Annotated in this window: 27 protein-coding genes; 10 read left to right on the top strand and 17 right to left on the bottom strand. The window is 63.5% G+C overall.

The features are described 5' to 3' along the window. Positions 1-3: 3 nt before the first annotated feature. The 5 genes from H597_RS0121115 to H597_RS35515 form a co-directional block, all read right to left on the bottom strand. Entirely contained in the window at positions 4-978 is a 975-nt protein-coding gene (locus tag H597_RS0121115) for a TOMM precursor leader peptide-binding protein (RefSeq protein ID WP_028103875.1), read from the bottom strand. Positions 979-1,058: 80 nt separating this feature from the next. Further along, positions 1,059-1,196, bottom strand: a complete 138-nt coding sequence (locus H597_RS35020; RefSeq protein WP_154668206.1) for a hypothetical protein — start codon at positions 1,194-1,196, stop codon at positions 1,059-1,061. 155 nt (positions 1,197-1,351) lie between these two features. Beyond that, a complete protein-coding gene (locus tag H597_RS0121125; protein WP_028103876.1) occupies positions 1,352-2,215 on the bottom strand; it encodes a class I SAM-dependent methyltransferase in 864 nt (287 codons plus the stop codon). 6 nt (positions 2,216-2,221) lie between these two features. Beyond that, positions 2,222-2,581: a hypothetical protein gene (locus H597_RS0121130; RefSeq protein ID WP_028103877.1), complete on the bottom strand. Its 360-nt coding sequence runs from the start codon at positions 2,579-2,581 to the stop codon at positions 2,222-2,224. A 67-nt stretch (positions 2,582-2,648) separates the two neighbouring features. Next, entirely contained in the window at positions 2,649-2,786 is a 138-nt protein-coding gene (locus H597_RS35515) for a hypothetical protein (protein ID WP_169433295.1), read from the bottom strand. A 184-nt stretch (positions 2,787-2,970) separates the two neighbouring features. Between H597_RS35515 and H597_RS35025 the strand changes: the two genes are divergently transcribed. Then, positions 2,971-3,156, top strand: coding sequence for a hypothetical protein (locus H597_RS35025; RefSeq protein WP_035374847.1), 186 nt, complete (start codon positions 2,971-2,973; stop codon positions 3,154-3,156). 152 nt (positions 3,157-3,308) lie between these two features. Here the strand turns inward: H597_RS35025 and H597_RS33480 are convergent, their stop codons facing one another. The 3 genes from H597_RS33480 to H597_RS0121155 are packed head-to-tail and all read right to left on the bottom strand — an operon-like array spanning position 3,309 to position 7,709. Continuing rightward, the gene (locus tag H597_RS33480) at positions 3,309-5,186 is read right to left on the bottom strand and encodes a sensor histidine kinase, YfiR-like protein-associated (RefSeq protein ID WP_051293978.1); all 1,878 of its coding nucleotides are present in this window, start codon (positions 5,184-5,186) and stop codon (positions 3,309-3,311) included. Beyond that, positions 5,186-5,782: a TOL_0243 family YfiR-like periplasmic protein gene (locus H597_RS0121150; RefSeq protein ID WP_083941213.1), complete on the bottom strand. Its 597-nt coding sequence runs from the start codon at positions 5,780-5,782 to the stop codon at positions 5,186-5,188. Before H597_RS0121150 ends, H597_RS33480 begins: the two co-directional genes overlap by 1 nt. A gap of 4 nt (positions 5,783-5,786) precedes the next feature. After that, the gene (locus H597_RS0121155) at positions 5,787-7,709 is read right to left on the bottom strand and encodes a TOL_0244 family TonB-dependent receptor (RefSeq protein ID WP_083941214.1); all 1,923 of its coding nucleotides are present in this window, start codon (positions 7,707-7,709) and stop codon (positions 5,787-5,789) included. 141 nt (positions 7,710-7,850) lie between these two features. On the opposite strand from H597_RS0121155, the gene H597_RS35030 reads away from it, so the two are divergent. Then, the gene (locus H597_RS35030) at positions 7,851-8,024 is read left to right on the top strand and encodes a hypothetical protein (protein WP_154668207.1); all 174 of its coding nucleotides are present in this window, start codon (positions 7,851-7,853) and stop codon (positions 8,022-8,024) included. Here H597_RS35030 and H597_RS0121165 read toward each other — a convergent pair. Further along, positions 7,997-9,049 carry an SMP-30/gluconolactonase/LRE family protein gene (locus H597_RS0121165; RefSeq protein WP_371850742.1) on the bottom strand — a complete coding sequence of 351 codons (1,053 nt, stop codon included), beginning with the start codon at positions 9,047-9,049 and terminating at the stop codon, positions 7,997-7,999. The two genes, H597_RS35030 and H597_RS0121165, sit on opposite strands and share 28 nt — an antisense overlap. Positions 9,050-9,248: 199 nt before the next feature. On the opposite strand from H597_RS0121165, the gene H597_RS35520 reads away from it, so the two are divergent. Beyond that, on the top strand, positions 9,249-9,482 hold the full coding sequence (locus H597_RS35520; protein WP_028103881.1) for a hypothetical protein: 234 nt from the start codon (positions 9,249-9,251) through the stop codon (positions 9,480-9,482). Here the strand turns inward: H597_RS35520 and H597_RS36285 are convergent. From H597_RS36285 to H597_RS33485, 3 genes are all read right to left on the bottom strand, one after another. Beyond that, complete coding sequence (locus H597_RS36285; protein ID WP_211232073.1) at positions 9,390-9,746, bottom strand: DUF4256 domain-containing protein; 357 nt, start codon at positions 9,744-9,746, stop codon at positions 9,390-9,392. The genes H597_RS35520 and H597_RS36285 overlap by 93 nt on opposite strands. A 25-nt stretch (positions 9,747-9,771) precedes the next feature. Next, complete coding sequence (locus H597_RS0121175) at positions 9,772-10,401, bottom strand: glutathione S-transferase family protein (protein ID WP_028103882.1); 630 nt, start codon at positions 10,399-10,401, stop codon at positions 9,772-9,774. Between the two features lie 69 nt (positions 10,402-10,470). Next, the gene (locus H597_RS33485) at positions 10,471-10,989 is read right to left on the bottom strand and encodes a hypothetical protein (RefSeq protein WP_028103883.1); all 519 of its coding nucleotides are present in this window, start codon (positions 10,987-10,989) and stop codon (positions 10,471-10,473) included. Between the two features lie 115 nt (positions 10,990-11,104). Here H597_RS33485 and H597_RS34295 point away from each other — a divergent pair, with 115 nt between their 5' ends. From H597_RS34295 to H597_RS33490, 4 genes are all read left to right on the top strand, one after another. Next, positions 11,105-11,269 carry a LysR family transcriptional regulator gene (locus H597_RS34295; protein ID WP_083941215.1) on the top strand — a complete coding sequence of 55 codons (165 nt, stop codon included), beginning with the start codon at positions 11,105-11,107 and terminating at the stop codon, positions 11,267-11,269. A 90-nt stretch (positions 11,270-11,359) separates the two neighbouring features. Then, on the top strand, positions 11,360-12,007 hold the full coding sequence (locus H597_RS0121190; RefSeq protein ID WP_028103884.1) for a substrate-binding domain-containing protein: 648 nt from the start codon (positions 11,360-11,362) through the stop codon (positions 12,005-12,007). A gap of 95 nt (positions 12,008-12,102) precedes the next feature. Beyond that, on the top strand, positions 12,103-12,468 hold the full coding sequence (locus H597_RS31915) for a response regulator (RefSeq protein WP_051293980.1): 366 nt from the start codon (positions 12,103-12,105) through the stop codon (positions 12,466-12,468). A gap of 122 nt (positions 12,469-12,590) precedes the next feature. After that, positions 12,591-14,936 (top strand): hybrid sensor histidine kinase/response regulator, encoded by a 2,346-nt coding sequence (locus H597_RS33490; protein ID WP_083941216.1) that lies wholly within the window; start codon positions 12,591-12,593, stop codon positions 14,934-14,936. Position 14,937: 1 nt separating this feature from the next. Here H597_RS33490 and H597_RS0121205 read toward each other — a convergent pair whose 3' ends face one another. Both H597_RS0121205 and H597_RS31925 read right to left on the bottom strand, forming a co-directional pair. Continuing rightward, positions 14,938-15,381 (bottom strand): thermonuclease family protein, encoded by a 444-nt coding sequence (locus H597_RS0121205; protein WP_154668209.1) that lies wholly within the window; start codon positions 15,379-15,381, stop codon positions 14,938-14,940. 54 nt (positions 15,382-15,435) lie between these two features. Beyond that, positions 15,436-17,451, bottom strand: a complete 2,016-nt coding sequence (locus H597_RS31925) for a TonB-dependent receptor plug domain-containing protein (protein WP_051293983.1) — start codon at positions 17,449-17,451, stop codon at positions 15,436-15,438. 197 nt (positions 17,452-17,648) lie between these two features. On the opposite strand from H597_RS31925, the gene H597_RS0121215 reads away from it, so the two are divergent. Together H597_RS0121215 and H597_RS0121220 are read left to right on the top strand one after the other, a co-directional pair. Beyond that, positions 17,649-18,743, top strand: a complete 1,095-nt coding sequence (locus H597_RS0121215) for a sensor histidine kinase (RefSeq protein ID WP_161630632.1) — start codon at positions 17,649-17,651, stop codon at positions 18,741-18,743. Continuing rightward, positions 18,740-19,501 carry a LytR/AlgR family response regulator transcription factor gene (locus H597_RS0121220; RefSeq protein ID WP_028103887.1) on the top strand — a complete coding sequence of 254 codons (762 nt, stop codon included), beginning with the start codon at positions 18,740-18,742 and terminating at the stop codon, positions 19,499-19,501. Before H597_RS0121215 ends, H597_RS0121220 begins: the two co-directional genes overlap by 4 nt. On the opposite strand, the gene zwf is transcribed toward H597_RS0121220, so the two are convergent. The 3 genes from zwf to H597_RS0121235 all read right to left on the bottom strand — a co-directional run bounded on the left by zwf (position 19,485) and on the right by H597_RS0121235 (position 23,999). Continuing rightward, entirely contained in the window at positions 19,485-20,948 is a 1,464-nt protein-coding gene (zwf, locus tag H597_RS0121225) for a glucose-6-phosphate dehydrogenase (RefSeq protein WP_028103888.1), read from the bottom strand. The two genes, H597_RS0121220 and zwf, sit on opposite strands and share 17 nt — an antisense overlap. A gap of 91 nt (positions 20,949-21,039) precedes the next feature. Then, the gene (locus H597_RS0121230) at positions 21,040-23,256 is read right to left on the bottom strand and encodes a TonB-dependent receptor (RefSeq protein WP_028103889.1); all 2,217 of its coding nucleotides are present in this window, start codon (positions 23,254-23,256) and stop codon (positions 21,040-21,042) included. Positions 23,257-23,258: 2 nt separating this feature from the next. Next, positions 23,259-23,999: a substrate-binding periplasmic protein gene (locus H597_RS0121235; RefSeq protein WP_161630633.1), complete on the bottom strand. Its 741-nt coding sequence runs from the start codon at positions 23,997-23,999 to the stop codon at positions 23,259-23,261. 94 nt (positions 24,000-24,093) lie between these two features. Here H597_RS0121235 and H597_RS0121240 point away from each other — a divergent pair, with 94 nt between their 5' ends. Then, entirely contained in the window at positions 24,094-24,525 is a 432-nt protein-coding gene (locus H597_RS0121240; protein WP_028103891.1) for a Fur family transcriptional regulator, read from the top strand. Positions 24,526-24,562 lie beyond the last annotated feature (37 nt).

The following is a 24,562-nucleotide window of genomic DNA, read 5'->3' on the forward strand; positions in this document are numbered from 1 at the left end:
GGCTTAAGCCCGACGGCGCAACAGCGCCTGCTGGAACACGCTGCCCACCGGGCGCGCCGTGCTGGCCGTGCCGCACACCTGGCAGCGCGGCAGGCGCAGCACGCGGCTGCGCACGATCTCGCCGCTGGCGCTGTCGATTTCGCTGAACATGCTTTGCTGCAGGCCTTCCAGCGTGCCGGACAAGAACTGCAGCGCCACGCGCGACGCTTCGGCCACGCCGAACTGCACCGCCAGCTGGCTGGGCAGCGCGTGGTACAGGATGTTTTCCGATTTGCTGCGCATATCGAATTCCGCCACGAATTTGCGGGTGGCGCGCACGCGGTGGAAATAGCATTCGTAGCAGCCGGTGGCTTTCGGCAGCACCAGCGGGCCGCAATGCACGGTGTTCCAGTCGATGCCGACGAACAGCGCCGGCCAGCCGGCGGCGACCGCCGTGGCGTTCATGTCGCGGAACAGCGCGATATCGTCGAAGTCGGAGGCCACCAGCAGCAACGCGCGGCGTTCGCCCTTGTCGGGCAGCGGGCCGCCGCGCACCACGCGCTCCACCGGCACGCCCAGGCCCGCCAGCGAGGCGGCCAGCGCGTCGGCGCAGGAGCCGGTGCCGGCCAGGGCCAGGATCCAGTTCGATTTGTCGTACTGCGGGCGCTGCGCCGGGCCGGACATGCCGTCCTGTTCGCGGCGGTGCTGCAGGTGCTGGAAGGTCGCTTCGCCGCCGTTGCGGCCGTTGTTCTTCAGCAGGACCTTGGCATCGACCAGGGCGTTGACCGCCGCTTCCACCGCCTCCGGCGGGAAGCTCTCGGCGCGGTCGTCCAGCAGCTTTTTCAGCGTCACGCCTTGGGCGGCGTCCGCCAGGATGCTTTTCAGGATGCCAACCCGGTCTTCCACCGTGAAACGGCGCCCGACAACGGAAATGGCAATTTTGTCTTCGCCCAGCGTGGTCACTTCGGCCAGCGGCGAGATGTATAGGGACTCACTCATTCTCTTTTACCCATCTCAGAAAAAACGTCGCACCGGCGCCGCTGCACGAGGCAAGGGCGCCGGTGTCCGGACTTAACCGTTTAGCAGCAGCAAGAGCAAGAGCAGGTGCAGCAGGAGACGCTGACGTCGGCCAGGGCGCCGCTCATGTCGTCCATCAGGTATTCCGGCTCGGTGGAGTCGGTGATTTGGATGTGGGTGGTTTCAATCAGAATGGTCATTTCTCTGCTTCCTTTTGGTTTTAAAGAGAATGGCCGTGCCATATGCGAAACCAGCATATGCAAATGCGGGATCCGCATCGGGCACAACCGAATCGGAAGGTAGCATGAAACTAAACTACAACCAGTAGAAGAAACATTCCAAAAATCTTAACACTTTAGTTGCTGGACAGCATTAAATGGGTGCCGCCGCCGAGGCGTAAATTATCGTCGCGCCCAGTAAAATAGCGGGTTTCCAGGGCGTTGCGCCCGAAATCTTGCACTGTGGAAAAACCTAGTTTTCTTAGCCGCGCGCACAGCTCGGCAGGATCAAAAAAAGACAACCAAGGTTCGCCTTGCTCGGCATACCGGCGCGCAAAATACTCGACGCCGGCCTTTTCCATCGGGTCCAGCAGCGCGGGCTGCACCCCGTAATCGAAGACGATGCCACTGCCGGCGGGCAGGCCGGCGACCAGGCGCAAGGTCTCGAAAATCGCCGCCTCGGTCAGGTACAGGGTGACGCCCAGCCAGGAGAAGAAGACCGGCTGCGCCAGGTCGCAGCCGGCCCCCCGCAGCGCATCGGCCAGGGCGTCGCGCTCGAAATCGACGGGCACGAAGCGCAGGCTGTCGGGAACGGCGATGGCGCTGTCGGCCAGCAGCTGGCGCTTCCAGGCCTGGGTGGCCGGATGGTCGACTTCGAACACCTGCAGCGCGGCGTCATGCTGGCGCCGGCAGGCAAAGGTATCCAGGCCCGCGCCCAGCACCACGTACTGCCGCACGCCGGCCGCGGCGGCGCGCGCCAGTTCGTCTTCGGCAAAGCGGCTGCGCACGGCCATCGCGGCGCGCAGGATGCGGCTGAAACCGGCGTCATAGGTGCGGGCATTGGACTGCACCTGGACGCAGTCTTCCGGCCCCAGCACCGGCAGGGCCAGGGGGTCGTCAAAAATGGCGGGGACGTCCAGCAACTGGTGGGCGGCCCGCAGCCGCGCCACCATCAGCGCGCTGCGGCTGGGCTGGCCTTCGCTGAGCAGGTGGCTGGACATGGGCGCTTACAGGCCTTGCGCGTCGATGTCGGCCAGCGACTCGCGGCCCTTCTCGGTAATGGCAAAGCCGCCTTCGGCTTCGGCGATATGCGACTTCTTGCCGAGGAAGAGCGCCACGTCCTTGTCCGCCACGGGCCCCGGCGCCACGGCCAGGGCGCGCAGCGCCATGATGCAGCGGCGCAGGAAGAGCTGCTGCTTGCCGGCATCGGTGAGGATGATGGCGCCGCTGCGCTCAAATTTGATCAGCTTGATGCCCGACAGGCGTTTGCTGTTGCGGCCGACGCAAGCGCTGGGCCTGCCCTTGATGCCGCGGGCAATCTCGTCCAGCGCGTTGAATTCGTCCGTACTCAGTTTTTCGTTTTTCATTGCTCGTGTTCCATGATGGTGCAATTGCAACCCATCATGGTACGCGCACGCCGCGGGCGCGGCAAGCTTACTTGAGCGTGCGCAGGGCCAGCCACACCAGCACCATCCCGGTCACGGCACTCGCGCACACCAGCGCCTGGAGGCGGCGGCTGTGCAGATCGAAACGGCGTTTGAGGTAGATCTTATTGTGCAGCGAGTTGCCCATGGCGGCCTCCGACGGGGAAAACGAGAGTCGATGACCTATTATAGAAACTTGATGGTGACGCGGATGTGACAGGGGCGCAAAAACCACAAATATATTTTCCTCACGCAACACCTATTACCTTTCAGAAAACAAGCGACAGCCCTTGGCGGGCACTGCTAACATCTGGCGGGAAGGAGGGTCCATCATGGAGCAGCCAGCACCGGCGCCGCCTGAAAAAGGCCGCCCATTCATTGAAGAGGCCGACATCGGCAGCGGCGAGAAAACGCCGGGCGAGCAGGAAACCGACGAACAGATCCGCCAAATTCCGCCCTTGCCCGAACCGGGCGTCAAGCCTGCATCGGCGGGGGTTTCGGCACCGGTTCCTCGATAGGCGGCTCGGCCGGCCTGGGCAGGTCGTCCGGCGGCGGGTCTTTTTCCGGTTCGGGCGGAGGGAATTCGGGGTCGGGGGTGATATGCGCTCGCATGGCGTGACTCCTCGATAAATATTGCCTGTTTAAACAGATCGGGCGTATTCGTCATTTATCAAGGGCCGCTTTGGGCGAGAATTTCCTGGAACTGGTCAATGCTGACCGGCTTCACCAGATGATGGTGGAAGCCGGCCTCGAAAGCCTGCTGGCGGTCCTTCTGCTGGCCCCAGCCCGTCACCGCCACCAGCACCGTATGTTTGAGCGCGGGCAAGCGTTTCAGCGCGCGCGCCAGGTCGTAGCCGTTTAGCTGGGGCAAGCCGATATCGAGGAAGGCGAACTCCGGCGCGAAGCCTTCCGCCGCCACCAGGGCTTGCTTGCCATCGTGCGCAATATGCACGTGGTGGCCCATGGAACGCAGCAGGCCGCCGATGCCGTTGACGAAATCCACATTGTCGTCCGCCAGCAGGATGCGGTGCAGGCGCGCATCGGACGGCAATGCTTGCGCCGCGGCAGTGGCGACCGTGGCATCGGCCAGCACGGGCAGCATCACGGTGAAGGTGCTGCCCTGCCCTTCGCCGCCGCTTTCGGCGCGGATGCTGCCGCCGTGCAGTTCAACCAGCTTGCGCGCCAGCGACAGGCCGACACCCAGGCCCGCCGTGCTGCGCTCCAGCGAGGAATCGGCCTGGATGAACATTTCGAAAATCTCGTTCAGCAGCGCCGCCGGGATGCCGATGCCGTTATCGCGCACGCGCAGCTCGAGCTGGCCCGCGCAGGCCTGCGCTTCGAGCGAAATGGAACCGCCGCGCGCCGTATATTTGGCGGCATTGTGCAGCAGGTTCGACAGGACCTGCGCCAGCCGCGTGGCATCGCCCACCAGGTAGACCGCCGGCTCCGGCACCTGCACATGCAGGGTGTGTCCCTGGGCGGCGATGAAGGGGCGCGACAGCTCGAGCGCATCGTTGACGACATCCTGCAGCATGACTTGTTCGCGGCGGATGGTCAGCTTGCCGGTATTGATGCGCGAAACATCCAGCAGATCGTCCACCAGGCGCACCATCTGCTTCAGCTGGCGCTCCATGATGGAACGCGCACGCTCGCAGGCGACCGGATCGTTGGCATTGATGCGCATGATGTCCAGGCCGGTACGGATCGGCGCCAGCGGATTGCGCAGCTCGTGCGCCAGCGTGGCCAGGAATTCATCCTTGCGCCGATCGGCCAGCAGCAGCGCCCGCTCCGCGCCCTGGCGCACGGTCATCTCGTGCTCCAGCGTGCGGTTGGCATCCTGCAGCGCATTCGAACGGCGCGCGATTTCGGCCAGCATATCGTTGAAGGCGTCGACCAGGGTGCCGATCTCGCCGGCGGCGCGCTCGCTCACCTGCAGCGAATAGTCGCGCCGCAGCATCACGGCGCGCGCCACATCGGTCACCGCCAGCAGCGGACGCGTGATGGCCTGCTGCAGCCGGTGCGCGACCAGGACCGCCAGCAGCAGGCTGCCCAGCATCACGCCCAGCAGGATCAAGGCGTAGCTTTGCACCCGGTCCAGCAGGCGGTAGGACGCGCTCAGGTAAACCGTCCCCACGCGCTCGCCCGCGTCGAGGATGGGATGGGTCACCACCATATGGCCGCCTTCGATCGCGTGGCCGAGCGGGCCAGGGCTGGGCGGAAACACCGGATGCTCGCCGGGCGTTTGCGCATAAGAGGCGAACAGGGCGCCGTTGGCCGTATAGATGGCGCCCGCCTGGATTTGCGGCCGCACGCGCAGCAGGCCGAGGTTCTGCTGCGCCGCGCGCGGGTCGTTGAAGGAAATGGCCGGCGCCGAGGCGGTAGCCACCAGTTCCGCTTGCGTGGTCAAGTCATCGACCCAGCCCTGCTGGAAGCTTTTCAGGTCGTACACCAGCATCGCCACCGTGGTCACCACCAGGGCCACAAAGGTGGTCGCCAGTGCCGTCAGGATCAGTTTGATGCGAACTGATCCTGCCGCCGTTGCCATCATCACTGCCCGCCTTTCTGTACGTGGTAGGCCACCGACAATAATCGCGAACTGAGGCGCACATTACAGCGTTCCGCCGCCGGCAGCGAGACCTCGAAGCGCACGCGGTCTTCGACCAGGCGGAAATTGATCACGCTGCCGCTTTGCAAACCATCGTCCTGCTCGGTGACCGTGACCGTGCCATTTTTTTCGGCCGCGCGCAGCGCTGCGCCCGGCTGGTTCGCGTCGCCGCCCACAAACAGCAGTTGCAGGCCGGTCAGCGCATCGCCATCGGCCAGCCGGCGCACGCTGACGTTACGGTTGCCGACAGTGCGCCCGCTGGTGATCTGCGCCAGCTCGGCTGCGACGTCGTCCGCCCCCAGCACGCCGACCACCAGGGTCGGGCCCGGCTCGGAAGAAAACTCCAGATAGCCCAGGAATTTATACAGGAAGGCCGCCTTGACGCTGCGCTCGAGCACCGGTGTGGCGCCGCCCTGCTGCGAGCCGACCGCCAGGCAGCTGACGGCGAACAGCATCATCGCCAGCGCCAGGAGGCGATTCCTCCAGCCGTTTGCCACCAGCGGCGGCACGGCCATCAGCGTAAGGCTTGCGCTTCCCATCGTCTCAGTATCGCATGGTCAGTTTCAGGACAGCGCGCCGCTCGAATACGCTGCGGCCGGGGTAGGCGCCCCATTCGGCGTGGCGCGTGTGCAGCAGGTTCTGGCCGGCGAGCGCGACTTCGATTTCCGGACGCACTTGCCACACCAGGTTCGCATCCAGCTCATGATACGACGGAACGTAGGGCTTGGGCATGCTGCCGTTGTAACGCAAGGTCCAGTCCAACTGCAGGTGTTCGCCAAGTTCGTGGGAAGAACGCAACTGCCAGTAACTGCTGGGGTCGTTGATCACCAGGCCGGCGGCGGTCGCATCCTTGCTGCCTGGCTTGAGGCCGGTATCCACGTCCTGCACCACCAGGCCGGCGTTCAGGCGCCAGCGCTGCAAGGGCTGCCAGCGCGCCCAGAATTCGATGCCGCGCGTGCGGCCCTCGGCCAGGTTGCGGAATTCGATACTGCCGCGATAAGGGCCAGGCGTGCTGTTCGGCTCCGTGGTGCGCAGCCTGTCGTAATCGGCATACCAGGCGGTCACCGAGTACGACCAGCGCTGCGCGGGCTGGGCGCGGTAGCCCAGCTCCAGCACCTTGGCCACCTCGGACTCGAAGTCCGGGCTGGTGGCGATCACGAAGCGCGGCATGCCGCCCGCAACGAAAGGCTTGGGCGGGGCCACGAAGTCGCGGTCGACGCGCGCCGGGGAACGCACGGTGCGCGACAGCGCGCTCCAGACGGTCTGCGTGGTATCCGGGCTCCAGGCCAGGCGCAGCGTAGGCAGCCATTCGGCGCCCGTATACGTGTTGTGTTCGACCTTCACGCCGCCGGTGGCGTGCAGGCCGCGCGCCAGGGTGATTTCATCCTGCGCGAACAGGTTCCCCCAGTGCATATTGCGCTGGTAAGGCCAGAAGCCGAAACCCGGGCCCGGCGTGTTGTCGTCGCGCGAATGGCGGTAGCCGCCGCCCCAGGACAGCTTGTGGATGCCGAGGCGGACGTCGTGCTGGCCTTCCACTTCCGCGCTATCGAGCCGGTCGACAAAGGCGCCGGGCTGATTGCGTTCGACGTGATCCAAGACCAGCTGCAGGCGCAGGCCGTCGCCGCGGCCCAGCCGCCGCAGATAGCGCGCCACCAGGTTGGCGCCGGCGAGCTGGATGTCGCGCGTGCCCAATTGCCCGAGATTGCCCTGGTAGGCGTCGCCCGACAGCGAGAGACTGGCGTGCTCGAGTTCCCAGTCGGCGCGGAAGCCGGCCTGGCGCCGCTGCATGCCGGTATACGTGTTGACGCCGGACTCGGTATCGCTGTCCTGCGCCGCCATGTATTGCGCATAGGCGCGGAAGTAGCCGTTTTCCGGCAGGCGGCCGCCGAAGCGCAGGCTGGCATCGCCCTCCCCGCCCGACGCGGCCACCGACAGCAGCGTGCCCTGGCTATCCTTCGCGTGGCGGGTGATGACATTGATCACGCCATTGACCGCGTTCACGCCCCAGATGGTGGAACCGGGCCCGCTGATCACTTCGATGCGTTCAATATCCTCCATCACCACCGATTGCGCGTCCCAGAACACGGCGGAGAAAAATGGCGAATAGACGCTGCGCCCGTCGATCAGCACCAGCAGCTTGTTGGCGAAGGGATTATTGAAGCCGCGCGCGCTGATCGCGTAGTTGCGGGCGTCGACGCGCGCCACTTCCAGGTTGGGCGCCAGGCGCAGGGCCTCGGGCAGGCTGCGCGCGCCGCTGCGGCGGATATCGGTGGCGCTGATGACATACAGCGAGGCGGCCGCATTGCCGAGTTTTTCTTCCTGGCGCGAGACCGAGGTGACGACGATGTCGTTCAACTGCTCCAGGGTGAGGTCGGCAATGTCGCCATCAGGTACGCCGGCGGCACGCACGCCAGGCACCAGGGACAGCATGGCCAGCAACAACAATGGCGAGGATTTCCTGTTCATGGCTCGTTGGCTGATTGTCGTAGGGCATTATAGGCACAAGCAGCGTGAGCACGATTCACCTTGTGTAATTTGACAACATCCAGACTTGCAAAATCGCCAGCGCGCCTCAGATAGGGCCGGTTACCCCATCCAGGAGAAGCCATGTTCCCCAAACCGCCCCGTCCCGAGCCGCCGCGCAAGGCGATTGCCATGCAGGTCGTGCAGCAGCGCGTGACCGGCGCGCTCGATACCAGCGTGATCGTGCTGCCGGCGCCGGACAAGCCGCCGGCCGCCGAAACACCCGCCGATCAGGGACGCGGCATCCAGCCGATATAGCCGGCGTGCAGGCTCTGGACATAAAGGCGGTCCTGGGTTTCGAGCACCGCCGTGGTTTCCGGGTAAGCCCCGCTGGGGTCCTGCAGGTCGGCCAGCACCTTGCCGTCTTCACTGAACGCAAATACGTGGCCGTAGGCCTTGGGCACCGGCCACAGCGCGCGCGGCAGGCGCAGCGTGACCTTGCGCATGAAGGGCATGCCGGCCAGCTTGTCGATGGTCGGATTGCGCGGCTTGACCAGGCCGACCCAGATCTTGCCATCGCGCCCGCGCATCAGGTTGTCGGGATAGCCGGGCAAGTTATCGAACAGGATGGAGCGCTTGCCGCTGTCGGCATCGATCTTCCAGATGCGGTAACGGCCGGTCTCGTTGACGAACAGCGTGCGCCCATCGCCGGACAAGGCAATGCCGTTGGCGAACGACAGCCCGCTCGCCAGGATGCGCGTCTTGCCGCTGGCCGGGTCGAAGGCCAGCACGCGGCCGGTCGACGACTGTTCCAGGATATCGAGCACGCTCGCTTCGAACGTACCGCCCCACTGGGCCGGCGCAAAGCGGGTCGAGGCATCGGTGAAGTAGATTGCGCCGCCGGGCGCGACCACCACGCCGTCGGCGTAGCGGATCGGATCGCCATCGGCCACTTGCGTGGCCAGCACGCTGACCTTGCCGTCCGCTGCGATGGCCAGCAAGCCTTTGATCGCGTCCGCCGCGATCAGGCGCCCGCCGGCATCGAAATCGAAACCAAGCACGCGCCCGCCGGTGCTGGCGAAGACTTCGCGCTGGCTGCCGTCCGGCGCCATGCGCAGGATCTGGCCGCTGGCAACGGCGGCGTACAGCTTGCCGTCGGGGCCCAGGGCGAGATGTTCCGGCCCCTGCTCCGCACCGATGTCGATCTTCTGCAGGCCTGCCAGCTTCGTGTTCGGCAGGTGCGCGCCCACATAACCGGGCGCCTGCTGCGGCGTCCAGGAAACCGGTTGGGCCGGCACCGGCCAAAGCAGCAGGTATGCCAGGCCGGCGACCACCGTCAGCATGGCGCCTGCCGCCATCTTATGTCCCTTCGAGCTATCCAAGCGATTCTCCCCGCAACATTGACTGCCGATATTTTTAACTAATTATCAATCTTCGTCGAGAAATTTCGCTCGGCCTGACCGGTGATTCGATACCGCCGTGCCGCCTTGACGCGCAGCGCAAGCGGGCGCAAAGTGAATCAGTTTACGGGAAAGGAGGGGAATGATGAACGAACTCGTCCCTGAAGATCTGGAGGCCGACAGCACGGTCTCCGTTGAAGGCTTAACATATACCGTCAGGGTGACCTGCGACGGCGACGGCTACCGCGCTCACCTGTCCTGGCAGCATCTGGATGGCGAGCAGCTAAGCCCGCCGTTTTCCAATCCGCGTTCGGCCATGATTGAAGGGCAGTCCATGGCCGAGGAACTGATCCTGGCCTGGCGCCTCAGACTCTGAGCAGGCTGCGGCGTCCAGCGCTGCGCGGTCAAAGCACAGGCTGCGCCGCCCGACCGGTCTCTCGGCGGAACAATCGCAAAAGACGATTTCGCCCGTAGCGGCATCAACGCGGACGACGTCCGGTTCGCCGCCGCTGCGCGCCATGTCGTGCAGCACGCGCAGCTTGCCAGGGTTCAGCTCCAGGCGTGCCCGCACCGCCATCCACTCCAGGCCCCGATGGCGAGCCATGTGCGTGTTGAAGCGCGGCCCCAGAATGTCGATCACGGCATTTGATCAGTGAATTGCATCTCTAAAAGCCCTTACGGCCGGGCATCAGGTCGTGCGGATGACGCCAACCCGGCATGTCGCTGATGCGTTCCTTCCAGGCAGCGATGTGGCGGAATTCCGCCATGTCGATGCCGGTTTCTTCCGGCATATAGACGTAACCGGCCAGCGACAAGTCGGCGATGGTCAAACGGTCGCCGACCAGGAACGGCGTGCCCGCCAGGTGCTTGTCGACGATTCGATAGGCCGCCACTGCCCGCTCGCGCAGGAACTGGGTGACCGGCGTTTCGCCGGACTTCTGCAAGCCGTACATAAAGCGCAAGGTAGCGTAATAGCTGGTGAACTTGTGATTGTCGAACAGGATCCAGCGCCAGATATCGCGCTTCTCCTGCTCATTGCGCGGGCCGAACTTGCCGGTGACGCCGGCCAGGTAATCGAGGATTACGCCGGACTGGCTGATTGCCAGGCCCGCATGTTCGAGCACCGGGATTTCGCCCATCTCGTTAAGGCTGTCGCGCCAGCCGTCGGTGCGGGTCTCGCCGCCGAAGTAATCGACCACCACTGGCTCCCAGTCCGCATCGGCCAGGGCCAGGAACAGCGCAACCTTGTACGAATTACCGGACGCCGCAAAGCAGTGCAATTTGAATGCCGCCATATTGCTCCTTCAAAGTTGAATAAAGCTGTCCAGCCGATGGTAATTCAGATCGCCCAAAGCTGCTTGCGGCTACTTCACCAGCACCTTGTCGGTACGCCGCAGCCACGCCTCGTGCAGGACAGTCCAGGTCGCGCCGCCATCGCTGGAAGCGTCCCAGACGTGGTGCACGCCGCCGGGAACCGGCTGCCACACGGTGCGGTGGAATTCGCGCTCGCCCTTATCGTTGATGAAGTAGCCGGTCATCAGCATCCGGTCGCCCTGCCAGCCGCCGTCGATCGGCGCGAAATTGCCGCGCGCACTGGTCCAGACGTGGCGCCACAGCTTGTGCTTGCGGTCATACATGCTGAGACTCGTGCCCGCCCCATTTTCCGCACCGTTGCCACGCCACCATTCCTGCAGGACGCAACCCTGCTCGATTTTCTCGATCAGGGTATGGCCCAGCAGCTTGCCGTCGCGATCGAACGCTTCCCAATTGCCGGCCCAGAAATCGAATTGTTTGAATTCCGCCGCGCTGCATGCCGGATTTTCGGCGCTATGGGCCGGGACGCCTGCCAGCATGACAAGGGCGATCAGAAGTTGGCGAATCATGGTGCTTCCTTTGGTTTTGTTTGAATGACGCCATTCTCGCCATGCACGGGGTGGCTCGATAGACCAAGAATGAACAACATGCTTTCATATATGAACAACAGGATAGAATGCCGGAATGAGCAAATTCCTGACAAGCCGCCTGGACTGGAACGATTACCAGGTCATCCTGGCCGTGGCGCGCCACGGCTCCCTGTCCAAAGCGGCCGAAGCGCTCGGCTCCAGCCACCCGACGCTGTTCCGCCGCGTTCGCGCCATTGAAACCAGCCTGGGCGCCACCTAATTTGAGCGCAGCCGCCAGGGCTATAGCGCAACCGCAGCCGCCGCCGAGCTGCTGGCGCTCGCGCAAGAGTTCGACCAGCGCTTGCGCGACATGGAGCGCGACGCCGAACTTGGCGCAGCCGGGCGTCTGACCTTCACCACCACCGAGGTCCTGATGCCGCGCGTGGTACCGCCGCTCCTGGCACGTTGCCGGCGCGAACTGCCGGAAATCACCCTCCACCTGCAAACCGGCGAAAACCTGGCCAATGTGCGCCAGCGCGAAGCCGATATCGCTTTGCGCTCGGGCGGAGAACCGGATGGCGAGCTGATCGGGCGTCTCATCTGCAATATCGAAGTGGCGATCTACGCACCGGCGGCCTGGCCCAACGTTTCCGAAGACAATCTGCATGAGCAAAGCTGGATCACCGTGGACGAATCGCTGGGCCACCTGGCGTCCTCGCAATGGCTGGAGGCGGAAGGCCTGATGCGGCGCGCGGTGGTGCGCTGTTCCAGCACGCTGGCCGTCTGCCGGCTGCTGGAAGAGGGACTGGGCATCGGCATCCTGCCCTGCCACCTCGGCGACGCCAACCCGCGCCTGCGCCGCGTCTCCCCGCTGTTGCGCGATTGCCGCTCGCAACTGTGGCTACTGACGCCGCGCCAGCTGCGCGGCGTGCCGAAGGTGTCGGCGACGGTGGAATGCCTGGCCGCGGGCCTGCGCGAAATGAAAGCCCTGTTCGAAGGCAAGACCGCCGCCATCTAGGACTGATCCCACACGGGCACAAGCCCGGCGCCGATAGCAGCCTGATCGTCACTTCGCTACCTTAGCAGTAGGCGTGACCAAGTCTTACGGCAATCATGGAAAATATCGTACTTCTGGTAGACGACGACCGCGAAATCGTGGATTTGCTGTCGGCGCTCTTCCTGCAACACGGCTGGATGCCGCAAAGGGCGAACAGTGGCGCCGAAGCGCTGGCCTGCGTGCGCCGATCCATCCCGCAGGCCGTTGTCTGCGATCTGTCCATGCCTGGGATGAGCGGCTTCGATGTGGCGGCGCAACTGCGCCACGATTACGGTGAGAAATGTCCGCCCCTGATCGCCTTTACCACGTATTCCGAAAGCGATATCGCCGATTACGCCAAGGAAGCCGGCTTCAATGCCGTGGTTTCCAAGCCGTCCGAATTTTCACGGTTACTATCGGTCGTCGACGCGCACACACTGTAAATGGCCCCAGCCGCAGCACAAATCTGCTAATTTGTGAATCAACACAGGTGAGGGGAAACATTTTGACTGCTGAGCGTAGTCAGCTTCATCCCGAAACGCCCTTTCTCGCTGACGGCGGGGAGATGGGTGAATTAATCCGTCGGCACGACTGGAAATCAAGCCCGCTCGGCGAACCCGCCCAATGGCCTTCCCTGCTCAAGACCGCTGTCCGGCTCATGCTGACCTCGCGCCATGCCATGTTCATCTGGTGGGGCAAGGACCTGGTCCAGTTCTATAACGATGAATATCGCAAGACACTGAGTCCGGAACGACATCCGCAGGCCTTGGCGCAGCAAGGTCAAAGTTGCTGGAGCGAGCAGTGGCACCTCATCGGCCCGGAGATCGAGCATGTCATGCTGGGGCGCGGCGCGGTCTGGCACGAAGACCGCGAAGTGCCAATGGAGCGCGACGGCGTGCTCCAGTCCACCTGGTGGAACTACAGCCTCTCGCCCATCGAAGACGAGAACGCGGTGCACGGCGTGATTGCAATTTGCAGTGAAGTGACCGCAAAGCATACACAAGCGGCGGCTCTGGCGCAGTCCTATCGTGCCCTGTTCGCTGCGACCGACCAGGCATTTTGCGTGCTGGCGCCGGTACGTGCGAACGATGGCGCGATCACCGACTTCCGCTATCTGGAAGCAAATCCCGCATTTGAACGGCATACGGGCGTTGCCGATCCGACGGGGCGGACCATGCGCGAAGTCTTTCCGTTGATAGACCAAAACTGGATCGACGATATCGGGCAGGTTGCCAGCACCGGCAAGGCCATGCACTGGCATGGCAAGCTTTCTTGCATAGGAAAATGGTTCGACCACGATATCTTTCCCATTGCTCAACCGGACGGTCTGATAGGTATGCTTTCCCGCGATATCAGCGCGCAAAAAAAAGGGGAAGCATTGCTGAACACAATTCTCGCCGTGGCGCCGGTCGCGATCGCTGTTGCCGACAGCCAGGGCGCCATCACGCTTGTCAACGAAGAAATCCGGCGCATGTGGGGCCGTGCGCTCCCAATGTCCAGGGACGTCGAGGAATACGTGTCTTGGAAAGGCTGGTTTGCCCGCGGCACACCGCGCGCCGGCCAACCCCTTGCGCCCGGCGATTGGCCGCTGGCACGCGCGGTGCGCGGTGAAGATTCGCCGCGGGAGCTTGTCGAAATCCAGACTTTCGACGATCCGCCGCAACGCAAATCTGTCTTGATCTGTGCCGCTGGCATGCGCGACGAAACCGGAAAGCTCCAGGGTGCCGTGGTGGCGCTGATGGATGTCAGCGATCGCGTCGCTGCGGAAGAAGAGCTCCGGCTGGCGCATCAGCGCAAGGACGACTTTCTCGCCGTCCTCGCGCACGAGTTGCGCAATCCGCTGGCGCCGATTTCAGCTGCCGCCGACATATTGCGCATGTCCTTTGCCGACAACGGAACTTTGCAGCGTACCAGCTCCGTGATTGCACGCCAGGTCAGGCATATGACAAGTTTGCTTGACGACCTGCAGGACATGTCGCGCGTGAGCCGAGGCATGGTCACGCTGGATAGAACCGAACTCGATGTCAAGCACATCGTCGGCCTTGCGGTGGAACAGGCGCAGCCGCTGGTGGAGACCCGCCGGCATACGCTGAGCGTGGAATGCGGCCCGGACCCGGCTTTCGTACGGGCGGATAAACGCCGCCTCCTGCAAATCCTGGCAAACCTTCTGAATAATGCGGCGAAATATACGCCCGAACACGGCCGCATCGGACTGCGGGTTGACGTCAGGGACTCGCACGTTTTGATCGTTGTACGCGATGACGGTATCGGCATGACGCCCGCATTCGCAGCGCGCGCTTTCGACCTGTTCGCCCAAGCCGACAAGCGAGCGCAAACACCGCAATCCGGTTTGGGGATCGGTCTGGCCCTGGTCAAGAAACTGACGGAGCTGCAAGGCGGCACAGTGCATGCCGAAAGCGAAGGCTTGGGCAAGGGCTGCACCATGACGGTTTGCATGCCGCGCGTGGCGGTGTCCGACTTGAAGACCGAGCAGCCTTCCCCCGTCTGCCTGGTGGAGGATGTCTCGGTTTCGAGAAACGTGCTGCTGGCCGACGACAACCAGGATGCGGCCGAAATGCTGGCTACCCTGCTGCGTGCTGCGGGCCATCGCGTGGATGTGGTCCATACCGCGCGCGACGCGCTTGAATACGCGGGGCAAAACAGGCCTGACGTCTATCTGCTGAATATCGGCTTGCCCGACCTTGACGGCTACGAACTGGTGCGCCGCCTGCGCTCATCAAGCCACAACACCGATCGCCTGTTCGTCGCGATTACAGGCTTCGGCCAGCCGTCGGAAGTCAACAAGGCCTACGACGCCGGTTACGATTGCCATTTCGTCAAGCCGGTGCCAATCGAGCGACTGTGCGAATTGCTGGAGTACGGCCGTCTTCGCAAGCAGCGCCGCGCCTGAATCAGGGCGTCTTCGCCTTGCGTTCCTTGCGGTACACCCATGGCTCCAGCGGATTGCGCTCGGCCCATAAGCCGACATGGGCGCCACGCGCCTCCGCTTCGACCGCAGGCAGCGAGGCATCATGGTTGTACTGCGGGTAGACCCAGGCCATCCCCTTGCGCACTTGCGCCACATTGACGTTGACCGCACCGCAATGCACCACGGCGACGGTACGCCCATAACGGTCCTTGTTGGTCGATGCCAGGGTCGCATCGCGGCCAAAGCACATGTCGGACAGCGATTGCTTGGAGCGTGCGCCGTACGGCTGCTTCTTTTCCGGCGCGTCGATATTGGCCAGGCGAACCTTGACCGGCTGGCCGCCGCTCAGCACAGTCAGGGTATCGCCGTCGGAAACGCCGATGACTGGATCGGCGCAGGATTGCTTGCAAATGAGTGCAAGGATCAAAGCAAACTTCTTAATTTGGATACCCCTGTTTGTTGGACGGCCGCAATTGTAGCGTCACAATGCGACTTCCGCAGAGAGCTTGAACCTACGGTCGCCATTGCCAAGGGATTCGCGCCACGCGTTGTGCCGTCCGTCCTCGAATAACTCGGTGCTGCGCGTGTCCGGTCGCAGCGCATTGGACGCGCTTGCGCGCAGGACCAGGCCGGGCCGCATTTGCCAGTTTGCGTACAAATCCAGCCGCCTATCGCTGCTTCGCCCGCGCCATTGGGCGGCGGACATGCGCGCCGTGCTTCCTTTCTGCAGATTCCAGTTGAAGCCTGCGGTCGTCGCTGCGCTGAACCTGACATCGACTCCGGCATTGATTGTCAGCGGAATTTGTTCACCAAGGCGACTGCCGGGCCCCGGGAGCGAATCGACATGCGACCAGTTGCGCGACATGCCCAGGCGGGCCGTCGAACCTGCGCCGAACGCCAACCGTCCGTCCAGCTCCACGCCCTGGGTGCTGGAGTTGCCGATATTGGTGGGCGTGGCGACCCACTTTCCCTTGTCCTCAAACAGCACCGGCTGGATCACATTTGCGATGCGGCGGTGATAGGCCGAAATGCTCAGCATGCTGTCCTTGCCGAAATAGCGTTCATAGGCCGCATCCAGGCCCCAGGCCAGTTCAGGACGCAATGCCGGGTTGCCCTGCACGTCGGGATTGGCGGGGCCATTGCCGTTGTTGACGGTGAACCGGCGCGGCACCAGGTCGCGCGTTTCAGGTGCCTTGTAGCTGCGCGCCAGCGCCAGGCGTAACTGGTCACGCGAGTCTGGCAGGCGCCAGCGCACATGCGCCACCGGGCTCCAGACCCCGGAATTGCTGCTGACATCAACGATGTCGCGTCCGTCGGTCAAGGTCCTGAGGCCTTCCCAGCGCAAGCCGAGGTAGGTATCGAGCCCCGGCGAGACAGTCCATTCGTCCTGCACAAATGCGGCCAGGCGCCGCACGCGTGCGGTGTAGCGCTGCTCCAAGTCAGCAAGCGGCAGGCCAGCAGCATCGGCATCCTCCTGGCGCCGCCATTCGCCGCGGCGCGCCATCGCGCCATCCCAGCCTGCCGCCAATGCATGGCTGCCGTTGCCGCCGAGACGCAGCTTGCCGCTTGTGCTGGCGCCATCGTCCGCCGCACTTGAGAGCACATGGCGCAGCCAGCGTGCACTTCCCAGGACATCGCTGCCGGTGAACCGATAATCGCTATTGCGCCGGTGATGCGCCAATCCGGCTTTCCATTCGATGCGCGCATCTTCGCCAAGCCGGTGGCTGGCATCGATATCGCTGCGGGCGCTGGTAGTGCGCGCCTCGGCACCGTATGCATTCTTCGGGAATTCGCTCGATTCGCCAAACAATGCCGTTTCCCGGGCGCTCCCGGTATTGCGGTTCCGGACGTGGTTCAGCAGGCCTTGCCAAGCCAGTTTCGTCCCGCCATCGAACTTCCAATTCAAGCGCGGCGACAATCCGAAACGCTCGCTGATGGCCCGATTTTCCTCGGCAGTCAGGCGCCCGGCCGTCAAGCTTTGCTCACGGACGCCGCTGGCAGCCGCGCTCTTCCCGCGCGCCGCCTGCAGCGCCAGGCTGGAGGAAAATTCCTCGCCGGGCCGGGACAGGTCAAACGACGACTCGGGCGACCAGCCAGCCCCCGACTGCACAACAGCGCCCGAGAAGACGGCTCGCGCACGCCCTGTGCTCCGGCGCAGGACAATATTGATGCTGCCGGCGATTCCCTGCGCGCTGCTGTCCGCGCTCGCACTGGGCAGGATCTCGATACGTTCGACCAGTTCCGGCGCCAGGCTGTCCGGTGAAAATCCCGGCGGTGCCGGTTCGCCATTCAGCAGGAGCTGCGTACGGTTGCCGCCCAATCCGCGCAACTGCACCTGCCCGTTGGCCATCGTAACGCCGGGCTGGCGCCGCAGGGAGGCGGCCACGCTGGAATCGCCGAAGCGCGCCAGCTCATCGCGCGAAACGATGATACGGCCGGCGCCGTCGTCGCGGCGCTGCTGCAAGTTGCCGGCCGCCTTGACCTCAATTCGCGCCATATCATCTTCGGCGCTGGCGCAAAGCGGAAGCAGAAGTAGAAGCAGAAGCAGGGAAAGAAACAATCGCATCGTAATCACCGGGTTATGAAAGAACGATGCGCATTGTTGGCGAGGCGTTTCGAAAAGCCCCGAGGAATGTGATGAACGCCCGCGCCATAGGGATGAGCGCCAATACGCGGCTGATATACTGCCGCGCCATGAACCGACTACACTCCTTGCCGGCCTGGCTGCGCGCCCTGCTGGCCAACTTCACCTTGTGGACGCTGGTGTGCGCCATGGCCGGCCTCACCACTTATGCCGACCGCTTCGGAAGTGGCGACACCCGCAGCTACTGGGAGATGACTGCCGGCTGGTGGTTCGGCTACGCGGTGATGATGATCCAGAGCTATGCGCTGTACATGGCCTATCGGCGCCGCCCGGCCTGGCTCGCCAGCCTGGGGCGGATCGCCCTCGGCTACCTGGCCTACCTTGCGTTGTGCTGGCCGAGCGCGATGCTTGGCTTGGCCTTCAGGCGCTGCATCAAGTTCGATATCGCGCCCACGCTCGCCAATGCCTGGAATTATGTGGTCACGATGGACAAACTCGAATGGTTTGTCGAGTTTTCACTGCTCACCATGGCATACGGCGCGGTGGTCGCGTTCCTGCTTGGGCGCCAGCGGCAGCAGCAGGACCGGCAACTGGCGCAAGCCATGCTGTCGCTGGAACGCCAGCGGCTGGCCGCGCTGCGGGGACAACTCGAGCCGCATTTCATTTTCAATACGCTCAGCGCCATCGGCGCGCTGGTGCGCCTGGACGACAAGGCCCTCGCACTGGACGGACTGTCCCGCCTTGGCGACCTGCTGGAATATGCGCTGGCGAGCAGCGAGAACGACTGGGTCGAGGCGACCGCCGAACTTCGGTTTGTCCGCAACTATCTGGACTTGCAGCGCCTGCGCTTCGGCGAGCGCCTGCATGTCCGCATCGAAGGCGCGCACTTGCTGGACGACGACATCGAATGCCCGCCCATGCTGCTGCAGCCGCTGGTCGAGAACGCGCTGCGCCATGACATTGAGTGCCATGACGCTGCCAGCGATATCGCAGTGGCGTTTGGGCGGGATGGCGAGCGCCTGAACATCCGGGTATCGAACCCGATCCGCCCGCACGCCGCACCAGAGGCGGGCCTGGGCATCGGCCTGCGCGGCATCAGCGCGCGCCTGCGGCTGGCTTACGGTGAAGCAGCATCGCTGACAACTCGGCGCATGGGCGACCGCTTCGTCGCCGAGCTGTCGATTCCTTGGGCGGTGCGGCAATGAAAGTACTGATCGTCGACGATGAAGCCCACGCGCGCACCAATCTGCGCTTCGCGCTGCAGTCATTGCCGGGGTGGGAGGTCGCCGGAGAATGCGCCAGCGCCCCTGCCGCCCGCGCTTTCCTCGACAGCAGCGATGCGGACATTATTCTGCTTGACGTACAGATGCCAGTGGAATCGGGGCTCGAGTTTGCCCGCTCCCTGAGCAGCCGCGAAGATCCGCCGCTGATCATCTTTGTCACTGCGCACCGGGGGCATGCACTGGAAGCCTTTGACGTTCACGCACTCGACTACATTGTCAAACCGGTCGATGAAGGCCGGCTGCAACAGGCGCTGGCACGCGCCGGCCAGCTGTGCGACCAGCGCGCAGCATATGCCAGGGCACTACGCGGCTTTGTCAACCCTATCCCAGGCTACTGGACCGAGCTGGCAGTACGGTCGGTCGGAAGAATCGACCGGGTCAAGCTGTCCGACGTCCTGTGGATCGAGTCGGCCGGCAATTACGTCGAGTTGCACCTGCCGCAGCGCACGCTCCTTCACCGCTGCACGATGTCGGAGCTGGAGCGCCATCTCGATCCAGCACATTTCGTGCGCATCCACCGCCGCATCCTTGTCCGCTGCGGCCAGATCGTGGCATTCAGGCAGGCCAACGACGGCGGCCACACGCTGACACTGGCTTGCGGCGCGGAGCTGCCCGTCAGCGAGCGCTTCTCCGCGGCCGTGAAAGCCAGCCTCTCGCGGGGGCTTATTCGACCCAGCTGAAGCCATCGCGCGCCAGCAGCGCGAACGATTCGGGCGGCCCCCAGGTGCCGGCCGCGTAGGCATTCGGCTTCTCCGCCAGGGTGCCCCAGCCATTGATGATCGGCTCCGCCCACTCCCAGGCCGCTTCCAGTTCATCGCGGCGCATGAAATGCGTCAGCCTACCGCGCACCACATCGATCAGCAGGCGCTCGTAGGCTTCGGCGCGCCGCTGCGAGAACGCTGATTGCAGGTCGAGGTTCAGCGCCACCTGCTGCATCTGCATGCCGCTGCCCGGCTGCTTGGCCATGATCTGCAGCTTGATCGCCTCCTCCGGTTGCAGCTCGATCACCAGGCGGTTGGCGACACCGGCCGGATTTTCAGGGAACAGCGGGAACGGCGGGTTGGCGAATTCGATCACAATCTTGGACGAGCGGCGCTGCATGCGTTTGCCGGTGCGCAGGTAGAACGGCACCTTGGACCAGCGCCAGGTGTCGACATAGGTCCGCAGCGCCACAAACGTTTCGGTGGAGCTGCCGGCCGGCACGTTGCGCTCTTCCAGGTAGCCCTGCACTTCCTGGTTGCCGCTCACGCCGCGCACGTACTGGCCGCGCACCGTGTCGCGCGCAATACTGGCCAAGCTGAAACGGCGCAGCGAACGCAGGACCTTCAGCTTCTCATCGCGCACCGCATCGGGCGCCAGGGAGGCAGGCGGCTCCATGGCGACGATGCACAGCAGCTGCAGCAGATGGTTCTGCACCATATCGCGCATGGCGCCGGCACTGTCGTAGAAACCGGCCCGGCTGCCAACGCCCACTTCCTCGGCCACCGTGATCTGGACGCTGGTGATGTTCGGCGCCCGCCACAGGGGTTCCAGGATCGAATTGCCAAAGCGCAGGACCATCAGGTTCTGCACCGTCTCCTTGCCCAGGTAATGGTCGATACGGTAGATCTGCGATTCGGCGAAATGCTTGCCAACCGCCTCGTTGATTTCCACCGCCGACGCCAGATCGCGCCCGAGAGGCTTCTCAAGCACTACGCGCGCATTGCGGTCGACCAGACCGGCTTCGGCCAGCTTGTCGCAGATGGTCGTGAACAGCGACGGCGCCGTCGCCAGGTAAAACACGCGCTCGGCGCCCGGGCGCGAGACCTTGGCCAGGGCCGCCAGGCCTTCCTGCTGCACGTCGACGCGCACATACTCCAACAACTGCAGGAAACCGCGCCAGGCCTCCTCCGCAAAATTTGCCGCGCTGATGAAGGAACGCGAATGCTCCTCGATGAAGGCGAGGTAGGCCGCGCGGTCGAACTCCTGGCGACCGGTGGAAAGAATGCGTGTCGCCGGCGGCAGATTGCCGTGCAGGTGCGCCATGTACAGCGCCGGCAGCAGCTTGCGCATGGCGAGATCGCCCATCCCGCCGAAGATGATCATGTCAAGCGGCAGGCTGGCTTCGGATTGGGCAGTAGTGGTCATGTCGGGACAAAAGTGCAAGTGGGAAGGCACATCATACCCAAAGTCTCCATCGGCGGCAGGACCAGGGGAAACCGCTTTGATAGCGCGATACTTAAAGTTTGCCGCGAATGCTGATGAAGAACTGGCGCGGCGCCCCGCCCTGCAGCGTGGCGAACGTGCCCATGGCATCCGAGGCCACGAAGCCGTTTGATCCGATGGTGGCGAAATACCGCTTGTCGAACAGATTGCTCACGTTCAGTTGCAGGACCAGTTCCTTGAACATGCCGCCCGCCGGGAGCTTGTATCCGGCCGAAAGGTTGCCCAGCCAGTAGGACGGCACCGCGCCGTCGTTCACATAGGTATAGAACCGCTTGCCGGTGTATTTGGCACCCAGCGTGGCAAACCAAGCGGCGTTTTCAAAAGCCAGTTCGCTACTTAACATCTTGCGGGGCGTATCGACCACGTATTTGCCGTTGACAGCAAGCAGTTTGCCGTTATCCATGTAATCCGACTGGTACCTGGAATCGTTCAGGGTTGCGGTGTTGAACCAGCTCAGATCCCGGCTTATCTTCCACACTGCGATGGCTTCCAGCCCCCTGGTCCTGACCTTGCCCACGTTGACGAAGGTGCTGGGGCAGCCGGCAATGCCGACGCAGGTGGCCACACTCAGAAGCCTATCGTCGAAACGGACGCGGTAGAGCGCCAGCGAACCCTGGATGCCGGGCCGCTTGAAGCGGTAGCCGAGGTCCAGATTGGTGGAGGTTTCCGGCTTCAGCGTCGGCTGGCTCCGGTTGACGGCCGCTTGGGTCTGCGAAAAAGGCCCGCTCACGCCCGGCTGGTAAGCACGCATGTTTGACGCGGCCGAGGCAAACACCTCATCGTCCGGGGTGACCGCATAGGTCAGTCCTCCCTGCGGCAGGAAGGTTTTGCTTGCCTGGATCACGCCGCCCGCACGGCTGCCGGCCAGGCTGATCGCGTCGATCCGGACACGAGGGCTCTTGAAGCCCCCGTTGATTTTGAGCTTGCCCTCCATCGCGCTCAGGCTGTCCTGGACGTAAAACTGGCGGGTGACCGTCTCGAAATCCTGTTTGAATCCGGTGCTCATCGGCCCCGACAGGAAGTGGTTCGTGTCTTCCGGTCCCGTCACGGCGTAGAAGTTGCGTGCCAGCGCATGATGGCTGCGCTCGGCCCACAGGCCCGCCGTCAGTTGGTTATTCGCGAAGTTCCAGCTCAGGTCCGAAACCAGGCCGTTGCGCCCGATCGCATATTCCGTGGTGCGGATCGAGATCGGCATCACGGGCGACGAAGCGGTATAGGGCGTGTACCAATGGCCCTGCCCCTGATTTTCGTGGCGGTAGATGGTGGTTTTCAGCTCCACGTTGGGGGCCGGATTCCATTCCAGCGACACCCCGCCCAAATGATCCTTGCGCAGGCCGCGTCCCAGGTAGTAGGCGTCGTCCAGGTTATTCACGGCGCCGTTGAATACTTTGTTGGCAGCGTTCACGGCACGCTGCCAGTCCGGCGCATAGTTATCCCAGTTATAGCCCAGGCGGCCCAACATCTCCAGCGACAGATCCTGGTAGTCGGTTTCCTTGCGGCCCGAGTAGTTATAGAAGGCGCTCATCTGACCGCCGTCAAACCGGTATTCGATGCGCGAATTGAACTGGTCCTGGTCCTGCCCGCCCCACCCCTTCCATTTGTCGGCGCGCTGGCGCGTGCCGCTGATGAAGAACTTGGTATTGCCGCTCATCTGGCCGCTGTCGATGCGCACGAAGGTGCGCGACGTATTGTCGCTGCCCAGGGTCTGCGCGAAATCCAGGCCTCGGCTGTCCGCCGGCGACACTGTGAAGAACTGCACCGTGCCGCCCAGATTACTGGTCGACGCAGTGCCCAGCGCCCCCGCGCCCTGCGACACGGCCACGCGGCCAATATTCTCCGAAGAGATGGCGCGGCTGATATGCAGGCCGTTGTTATTACCGTAGCTCATATCGCCCAACGGCACACCATCCAGCGTAAAGCCAAGCTGGTTCTGATTGAAACCGCGGATGCTGATGCGGGTCGACCATTCGTACGCCCCAAACGGATCGGACGACTGGAAGCTCACGCCCGGCAGCTTTTCCAGCGCTTTCAACGGACTGCCGCCGGGAACTGCCTTGACGATGTCGGCGTGGCTGATACTCTGCGTCTGGCGCGACTGGCCAGCGCCCAGCACTTCGACCACCGGAATAGTGTCAGTTCCAGGATCGCCCGCCGCATACGCGACACCGCCCACCGCCTGCATCAGCATCGCGGCGAGGCACAGTGGATTCAAATAGATTTGCGCATCCATTTTCAATAACGCCCGGCCGCCAGATCGGCCATGTACTGGTCGTATTTGCCGCTGTCTTTCAGCTTGCGCAAACCACGATTGAAGCGTTCGATGTAGCCTGCATTGGCTTTGTCGGCGCGGCGCATGATCAAGCGGTATTGCGTGATATTGTAACGCCCCGGCGCCACAACGATGCCGGCAGCGTCCTCCGGCTTGAACCTGGTGCGCAGAATATACAGGCCGACATCGAGGCTGGCCGGCACGATATCGACGCGCCCGGCCAACAGTTTTCGCAAATTCAGCTCTTCGGTTGGGGCCCGGTCCACGCGGATACCCGGCAGACCTTCGAAACGGTAATCATAGCCCGCCACACCCCCAATACGCAGGCCGGCAAGCTCCTCATCCCTTGTCCAGCGAAAGCTAGTTCCTTTGCGAATGAAAAACACGGACTGCGCTTCGAGCACCGGGTCGCTGAACAGGAAATCCCGCACGCGTTCCGAGTTGTCGCCACCGAGGCTCCAGACCACGGAGCCGTTGACCACGCCCCGCTGCGCTTCGGCATACGCACGCTGCCAGGGCCGGAACACATAATGGACGGTGACCCCCTCCAGCGCAAACGCCTCGGAGACGATGCGCGATACGGCGCCATTGTGCGGCAGCGACTCCGACAGGTATGGCAACCACTCGCCATTACTCAATGTAATAGTCTCTGCCCACGCCATCGGTGCGGCCAGTGCATAAGCCAGGAGAGCCATCCATTTCATTGCCCTAGCATACATCAAGGTTCGGTTTTCATAACGTCTATAGTTGCAAATGATTCTCATTTACAATACGATTATGGGAACTAAGGGGAACCAATTGGACATTACCCGTGACATCCACGCGTCGGGACTGAAGGTCACCGCCGCGCGCCAACGCATCCTTGAACTCTTCCACGCAAGCCCGCAGCAGCACCTGACGGCGGAAGATGTCTATCGCTTGCTTTGGGCCGAGCACAAGGACTTTGGCATGGCGACGGTGTACCGCGTGCTGATGCAATTCGTTGCAGTCGAGATCCTGGTGCGTAACCAGTTTGAAAACAGCCCTGCCCGCTTCGAACTGAACACGGGCAAGCACCACGACCATATGATTTGCACGCGCTGCGGCCGTGTCGAAGAATTCGTCGATCCCGACATCGAGAGGCGTCAGCATGCCGTCGCCCAGCGCAGCGGCTTCGCCCTGGTCGAACATACGCTATCCTTGTACGGCCAGTGCCGGCACTGCGGGAGCGAACGGACGACACCGGCCTGATGACCTGGGCGGGCACTTGACCGTCTGCCGGAAAAAT

The sequence above is a fragment of the Pseudoduganella violaceinigra DSM 15887 genome (assembly GCF_000425385.1).
Classification (GTDB): domain Bacteria; phylum Pseudomonadota; class Gammaproteobacteria; order Burkholderiales; family Burkholderiaceae_D; genus Rugamonas; species Rugamonas violaceinigra.